We start from the raw sequence: 6,270 nt of genomic DNA, 5'->3' as shown, positions 1-6,270 counted from the left end.
CGGAAGTGGGGCGAATTATAGACACATCCGCAGGGGCGTCAAGGACTTATTTCAACTTTGTTTCAGAAGGGGCGGTTTGGCTATAAGTAGCAAGCTTCAAGCTGCAAGTAAAAGCAGAGGCACTGCGCTCAACTTGTAGCTTGCAGCTTATAGCTTGCCGCTACCGCCTACTCAGCCTTGAGGGTAACCCGGGCAAATGCCTTCTTGCCCGCCTGGCATACATGGGTCGCGCCAAGTGCAAACATGAAATCACGATCAACCACCGCACCGTCGACCTTCACCGCGCCGCCATTGAGCAGATCCCGCGCCATCGCCGAGTTCTTCACCAGACCCGCGCGGTTCAACACGGCAGCGATCGGCAAGCCTTCAGCCGCAGAGACCTCAACCTCAGGCAGATCCTCCGGCAACTCGCCCTCTTTCATACGATTACCTGCCGCGCGGTGAGCATTGGCGGCAGCCTCCTCGCCATGGAAGCGGGCAACGATCTCTTCCGCCAGCTTGATCTTGATGTCACGCGGGTTTGCGCCATTGGCGACATCGGCACGCAACTGCTCGATCTCTTCCATGGAACGGAAGCTCAGCAGCTCGAAGTAACGCCACATCAGGGTGTCAGGAATCGACACGAGCTTGCTGTACATCACCCCAGGGGCTTCCTGGATGCCGACATAATTGCCCAGGGACTTGGACATCTTCTTCACGCCGTCGAGCCCTTCGAGCAGCGGCATGGTCACGATGTTCTGTGCTTCCTGGCCGTAAGCACGTTGCAGCTCGCGCCCCATCAGCAGGTTGAACTTCTGGTCGGTACCGCCGAGCTCGACGTCGCACTTGAGTGCCACCGAGTCATAACCCTGCACCAGCGGATAGAGGAACTCATGGATCGCGATCGGCTGGTTGGTGGTGTAGCGCTTGTCGAAGTCGTCGCGCTCGAGCATGCGCGCCACGGTGTACTGCGACGCCAGGCGAATGAAGTCGGCCGGGGTGAGCTTGTCCATCCAGGTGGAGTTGAACGCGACTTCGGTCTTGGCCGGGTCGAGAATCTTGAACACCTGCTGTTTATAGGTCTCGGCGTTATCCAGTACCTGCTCGCGGGTCAGCGGCGGACGGGTAGCGCTCTTGCCGCTCGGGTCACCGATCATGCCGGTGAAGTCGCCAATCAGGAAGATCACCTGGTGACCCAGGTCCTGGAACTGGCGCAGCTTGTTGATCAGGACGGTATGCCCCAGGTGCAGGTCAGGCGCAGTCGGGTCAAAACCCGCCTTGATCCGCAGCGGCTGCCCGCGCTTGAGCTTCTCGACCAACTCGGACTCGACCAGTACCTCTTCCGCTCCACGCTTGATCAGCGCTAGCTGCTCTTCAACCGACTTCATAACAGACCCGTAAGGCTCAGATTCAAAGGGACCCAACCATACAAGATCAGCCATCAAATACAAGTTTTTGCCCCGCGTGTGACCTCGAAGCCGACTGATGACGTCTGCGCGCTTGCGCTGAAGGGGATTTGGTTATATTTTATACAGTTATTTCATCTTCATCATGTCATTCATCTTTTCCACTTCATCTATTTCAAAGTCAATTCATCTATGACCAACGAACCGCCTAAAGCGCCCCCGCTTTATCCGAAGAGCCACCTGTTGGCCGCCAGCGGCATCGCCGCCTTACTCAGCCTGGCCTTGCTGGTGTTCCCATCCAGCGAGGTCGAAGCCAAGAAAACCACCCTGAACCTGGAGCTGGAAAGCCCGGCAGAGCAACTCAAGCAGGAACAGGACGCCCCACTTACCCAGAACACCGACGCCGCCCCCTCGCCGTTTGCGCAGATCGACAACAGCGCCGCAGCAACCGAGGAAACCGCCAAGACCGAGCCTGCGCCCGCCGCTGCCGAAGCCGCGCCAGCCAAGGACCCAAGCCACCGCGAAGTCACCGTGAGCCGTGGCGATACCCTGTCGACCCTGTTCGCCAAGGTCGGCCTGCCGGCCACCGCTGTGCATGAAGTGCTGGCCAGTAACAAGCAGGCCAAGCAGTTCAGCCAGCTCAAGCATGGCCAGGTACTGCAGATCGAACTGGACAAGGACGGTCAGCTGGCCAGCCTGCACAGCAAGCTCAGTGATCTGGAAACCATTCGCCTGACCAAGAGCGCAAACGGTTACGCGTTCAACCGTGAAATCAGCAAGCCCGTGGTGCGCTCGGCCTATGTACATGGCGTGATCAAGAGTTCGCTGTCGGCCTCGGCCCAGCGTGCCGGCCTGAATCACAACCTGACCATGGATATGGCGCGCATCTTCGGGTATGACATCGACTTCGCCCAGGATATCCGCCAGGGCGACGAGTTCGACGTGATCTATGAACAGAAGGTCATGAACGGCAAGGTCGTCGGTACCGGCAACATCCTCTCTGCCCGCTTCACCAACCGCGGCAAGAGTTTCACCGCAGTGCGCTACACCAACAAGCAGGGCAACACCAACTACTACACCGCCGACGGCAACAGCATGCGCAAGGCGTTCATCCGCACTCCGGTTGATTTCGCCCGCATCAGCTCGCGCTTCTCGGCTGGCCGCAAGCACCCGATCCTGAACAAGATCCGCGCGCACAAAGGTGTCGACTACGCAGCACCACGCGGCACACCGATCAAGGCGGCCGGTGACGGTAAAGTGCTGCTGGCAGGCCGCCGCGGCGGCTACGGCAACACCGTGATCATCCAGCACGGTAACCGCTACCAGACCCTGTACGGGCACATGCAGGGCTTCGCCAAGGGCGTGAAGACCGGCGGCACCGTCAAGCAAGGGCAAATCATCGGCTACATTGGCACCACCGGCCTGTCTACCGGCCCGCACCTGCACTACGAGTTCCAGGTCAACGGCGTCCACGTCGACCCGCTCGGGCAGAAGTTGCCAATGGCTGACCCGATCGCCAAGGCCGAGCGCCAGCGTTTCCTGCAGCAAAGCCAGCCACTGGTCGCGCGCATGGACCAGGAAAAGGCCACCCTGCTTGCTTCGAGCAAGCGTTAAGCAATGCCGCTCTATCTGGGTGTGATGTCCGGGACCAGCCTCGATGGCCTGGACATCGCCTTGATCGAACAGGAGCAGCAACTCACGCTGCTCGCCACCCATTACATCCCCATGCCCGCCGACCTGCGCCAGGACCTGCTGGCCCTGTGCGCCAGCGGGCCGGACGAGATTGCCCGCGCCGCCCTGGCCGAAAACCGCTGGGTGCAGCTTGCCGCCGAAGGTATCCAGCACCTGCTGGCCGCGCGCAACCTCACGCCCGAGGCCATTCGCGCCATCGGCAGCCACGGCCAGACCATCCGCCACGAACCGGCGCGCGGCTTTACCGTACAGATCGGCAACCCGGCGCTGCTGGCTGAGCTTACCGGCATCAGCGTGGTCAGCGACTTCCGTCGCCGTGACGTTGCCGCCGGCGGCCAGGGCGCTCCCCTGGTACCGGCCTTTCACGAAGCCCTGTTCGCCCATCAGGGCCAACGCCTGGCGGTGCTCAATGTCGGTGGTTTCAGCAATCTGAGCCTGATCGAACAGGACAAACCAGTCAGCGGCTTCGACTGCGGGCCGGGTAACGTGCTGCTCGATGCCTGGATTCAGCAGAAACAAGGGCACAGCTATGACACCAATGGTGCCTGGGCGGGCACCGGCCAGGTTATCCCAGGCCTGCTCGCCTCGCTGCTGAGCGATCCGTTCTTCGCAGGCAGCGGCCCGAAAAGTACCGGCCGCGAAGTGTTCAACCTGCCTTGGCTCAATCAGCACCTGGCCCCTCAGCCAAGCCTTCGGGATGAAGACGTGCAGGCCACCCTGCTGGAACTGACCGCCCGTAGCATCGTCAGCTCGCTGCAAGCGGCACAGGATGATACCCAGGCACTGCTGGTCTGCGGCGGCGGCGCCCACAACAGCGTGCTGATGCAGCGCCTGGCAGACCTGTTGCCCAATGCCCGGGTCAGCAGCACTGCCGCTTGCGGGATCGACCCTGACTGGGTTGAGGCCATGGCCTTTGCCTGGCTGGCCCACTGCTGCCTGCAGCGCATCCCCGCCAACCGCCCCAGCGTCACCGCTGCCCGTGGCCTGCGGGTACTGGGCGCGATCTACCCGGCATAACTCGCAGACAGCAAAACGCCGCGCATCAGCGCGGCGTTTGCGGTACTGCCCTGGCGATCAGATCGAGAACGAAGAGCCGCAACCACAGGTCGTGGTGGCGTTCGGGTTCTTGATAACGAAACGCGAGCCTTCCAGGCCTTCCTGGTAATCCACCTCGGCTCCTGCCAGATACTGGAAACTCATCGGATCGACAACCAGAGCCACGCCTTCGCGCTCGACGATGGTGTCGTCTTCGGCAACGTCTTCATCGAAAGTGAAACCGTACTGAAAACCCGAGCAACCGCCGCCGGTCACGAAAACTCGCAACTTCAGGCGATCATTGCCTTCTTCATCGACCAGGGTCTTCACCTTGTGCGCTGCACCCTCAGTGAACTGCAATGCCACAGGGGTGAAGGATTCGACGCTCATGCTGACTATCTCCCGGCGCTATGCCGCCATAATGCGTGATGACGCGCATTATCCGCTTCTCCGAGAAAAGCGGTCAACAATACAAAAGCTGCAAGAGGTACGCCGCAAGCTATAAGCGGATCGCGTACACCTTTTACTTGCAGCTTGAAAGCTGGCGTTTACGGAAGCAGACCGGCGTGGGAAAGCCCCATGCGCTCGTCCAGGCCAAAGAGGATGTTGAGGTTCTGTACCGCCTGCCCCGACGCGCCCTTGACCAGGTTGTCGATCACCGACAACACCACCACCAGGTCGCCGCCTTGTGGACGGTGCACGGCAATTCGGCAGACGTTGGCACCGCGCACGCTGCGGGTTTCCGGATGGCTGCCGGCCGGCATTACGTCGACGAACGGTTCATCGGCGTAGCGTTTTTCAAACAGCGCCTGCAGATCGACCGAGGTATCGGCGACGGTTGCATACAGGGTCGAATGGATACCGCGGATCATCGGGGTCAGGTGCGGCACGAAGGTCAGTCCGACATCACCACCCGCCGCCCGGCGCAGGCCCTGGGTGATTTCCGGCAGGTGACGGTGCCCCTTGACCGCATAAGCCTTCATGCTTTCGCCCGCCTCACAGAACAGCGAGCCCACCGCCGCGCCACGGCCGGCGCCGCTGACCCCGGATTTGCAGTCGGCGATCAGCCGCGAGGCGTCGGCGATACCGGCTTCGAGCAGCGGCAGGAAGCCAAGCTGGGTAGCGGTTGGGTAGCAACCCGGTACGGCGATCAGGCGTGCCTGGCGAATTTGCTCGCGATTGACTTCAGGCAGGCCGTAGACCGCGTCCTTGAGCAGCTCGGGCGCGCCGTGCGGCTGGCCGTACCACTTGGCCCACTCATCGGCGTCCTGCAGGCGGAAGTCGGCGGACAGGTCGATGACCTTGGTGCCCGCGGCCAGCAGCTCGCCGGCCAGGGCGTGGGCGACACCGTGCGGGGTGGCGAAGAACACCACGTCACAGGCAGCCAGAGCCTTCACGTCCGGTACGCTGAAGGCCAGGCCATCGTAGTGGCCACGCAGGTTCGGGTACATATCGGCAACTGCCAGGCCAGCTTCGGAGCGCGAGGTGATCACCGCCACCTCGGCCTGTGGATGCTGTGCCAACAGACGCAGCAGCTCGACCCCGGTGTAACCCGTGCCGCCAACGATACCGACCTTGACCATAACGCGTGCCCCTTATCAACGAACCATCAGGAAAGCCCACGATAATAGGGGCGCTGAAACACGCCCACAACTGTTGCGATGGCTCGCCGGGCCCCTTGCCTCTACTATCTGACCACCGTGAACCCTGAAGGAACTCAACACCATGCTTTTTCTCTGGATCAAAGCGCTGCATATCGTCAGCGTGGTCTGCTGGTTTGCCGGCCTGTTCTACCTGCCGCGCCTGTTCGTCTATCACGCGCAAAGCCAGGACAGCATCAGCCAGGAACGCTTCGTGATCATGGAGCGCAAGCTCTACCGCGGCATCATGCTGCCGGCGATGATCGCCAGCCTGGTCTTCGGCATCTGGCTGCTGAGCCTGACCCCGGGCTTCATGAGCCAGGGCTGGATGCACGCCAAGCTCACCCTGGTGGTGCTGCTGATCGGTTACCACCATATGTGCGGCGCACAGCTCAAGCGCTTCGCCCGCGGCGAAAACACCCGCAGCCATGTGTTCTACCGCTGGTTCAATGAAGTGCCGGTGCTGGTTCTGCTGGCCGTGGTAATTCTGGTGGTGGTCAAACCGTTCTAACCTAAAC

General features: G+C 61.4%; 6 protein-coding genes. 3 read left to right on the top strand and 3 right to left on the bottom strand.

Annotation, left to right across the window (positions count from 1 at the left end):
- Window positions 1-167 precede the first annotated feature (167 nt).
- A complete protein-coding gene (tyrS, locus tag UB48_RS17495; protein WP_045199348.1) occupies window positions 168-1,367 on the bottom strand; it encodes a tyrosine--tRNA ligase in 1,200 nt (399 codons plus the stop codon).
- A 210-nt stretch (window positions 1,368-1,577) separates the two neighbouring features.
- On the opposite strand from tyrS, the gene UB48_RS17490 reads away from it, so the two are divergent.
- Both UB48_RS17490 and UB48_RS17485 read left to right on the top strand, forming a co-directional pair.
- Entirely contained in the window at window positions 1,578-2,999 is a 1,422-nt protein-coding gene (locus UB48_RS17490; RefSeq protein WP_045199347.1) for a peptidoglycan DD-metalloendopeptidase family protein, read from the top strand.
- A gap of 3 nt (window positions 3,000-3,002) precedes the next feature.
- On the top strand, window positions 3,003-4,094 hold the full coding sequence (locus UB48_RS17485; protein WP_045199345.1) for an anhydro-N-acetylmuramic acid kinase: 1,092 nt from the start codon (window positions 3,003-3,005) through the stop codon (window positions 4,092-4,094).
- 57 nt (window positions 4,095-4,151) lie between these two features.
- Here UB48_RS17485 and erpA read toward each other — a convergent pair whose 3' ends face one another.
- On the bottom strand, window positions 4,152-4,502 hold the full coding sequence (erpA, locus tag UB48_RS17480; protein WP_010221479.1) for an iron-sulfur cluster insertion protein ErpA: 351 nt from the start codon (window positions 4,500-4,502) through the stop codon (window positions 4,152-4,154).
- A gap of 158 nt (window positions 4,503-4,660) precedes the next feature.
- Window positions 4,661-5,695: an N-acetyl-gamma-glutamyl-phosphate reductase gene (argC, locus tag UB48_RS17475; protein ID WP_045199343.1), complete on the bottom strand. Its 1,035-nt coding sequence runs from the start codon at window positions 5,693-5,695 to the stop codon at window positions 4,661-4,663.
- A gap of 142 nt (window positions 5,696-5,837) precedes the next feature.
- On the opposite strand from argC, the gene hemJ reads away from it, so the two are divergent.
- Complete coding sequence (gene hemJ, locus UB48_RS17470) at window positions 5,838-6,263, top strand: protoporphyrinogen oxidase HemJ (protein ID WP_045199341.1); 426 nt, start codon at window positions 5,838-5,840, stop codon at window positions 6,261-6,263.
- The last annotated feature ends 7 nt before the right edge of the window (window positions 6,264-6,270 follow it).

The sequence above is a fragment of the Pseudomonas sp. 2(2015) genome (assembly GCF_000955865.1).
GTDB lineage: Bacteria > Pseudomonadota > Gammaproteobacteria > Pseudomonadales > Pseudomonadaceae > Aquipseudomonas.
This window is presented reverse-complemented; position numbering and strand designations above follow the sequence as displayed.